Source organism: Aeribacillus sp. JST-2, assembly GCF_056032925.1.
In genome coordinates, this window is record NZ_JBVVUU010000108.1 from 1 (window position 1) to 905 (window position 905).

Genomic DNA, 905 nt, shown 5'->3' on the forward strand with positions numbered 1-905 from the left:
TTGAGACAGAAAGATTTCATGAGGCGTTTTTCCATTGAGCGATGCATGGGGGTTACGATGATAATCTTCCTCCAGCCATCTCCAAAATCGTTCATTCAACTCTTCGAGTGAATGAACCGGATTCATATCCAATAACGGATAAAAACGCATCTGCACCGTCTTGAAAAAGCGCTCAATTTTGCCCTTGCTTTGCGGGTCATATGGCTGCGTATGAACGAGGGTGATCCCTAACTGTGCACACGCATACTGAAGAGTTTCGGAACGATAAATCTTTCCGTTATCCGAGTAAATCATTTTCGGCTTTCCATACCGAATGAGCGCTTCTTTGGTGACGACTCGCAGCCCATCAAATTTCTCGGAAGAGAAAAATTGAGCGTATGGCACGATGCGTGAACAATCATCGATGTAAGCGATGAGAAACGTTCTTTTCTTCTTTCCGTTGATTGGAACATACGGACCGTAAGAAAGGTCTCCTTGCCATAAGGCGTTCACTCGATCATGCGCAAAACGTTTTCTCTCCGGCATCGGTAAAATTTCTTTGCCGACAAGGTTGAATTTTTTTAATAATCGGTATATAGTAAAATAAGAAATTTGTTTTGGGTTGATTTCCCCTTGGTGTACCAGTTGTTGGTAAAAGACCGTCACTGGCACTTGGGGAAATTTTTTTCTCATCGCTAGAATATAATCCTCATCGTCTGGAGACAGCTTTCGGGAATGTCCGCGATCCGAGCGCTTCTTCGGTTTTAATCCCTCAAATCCCATTTTCCGATAACGCAAGTACCAGTCTTGAATCGTTTTCGCAGCGATCCGTTTCTCTCCGTAATACGGCATTTCATGAATGCGATTAGCCATCTCAGTGAGGTAGCTCTTCGGATCTACTTGTTCATTCAAAAGTGGGGCAATCA

Annotated in this window: 1 protein-coding gene; it reads right to left on the reverse strand. The window is 43.6% G+C overall.

What is annotated here, in order from left to right; genetic code table 11:
• A partial coding sequence (locus tag AC0KTX_RS16780) for an IS481 family transposase (RefSeq protein ID WP_474253162.1) occupies positions 1-903 on the reverse strand: 903 nt, incomplete at its 3' end.
• Positions 904-905 lie beyond the last annotated feature (2 nt).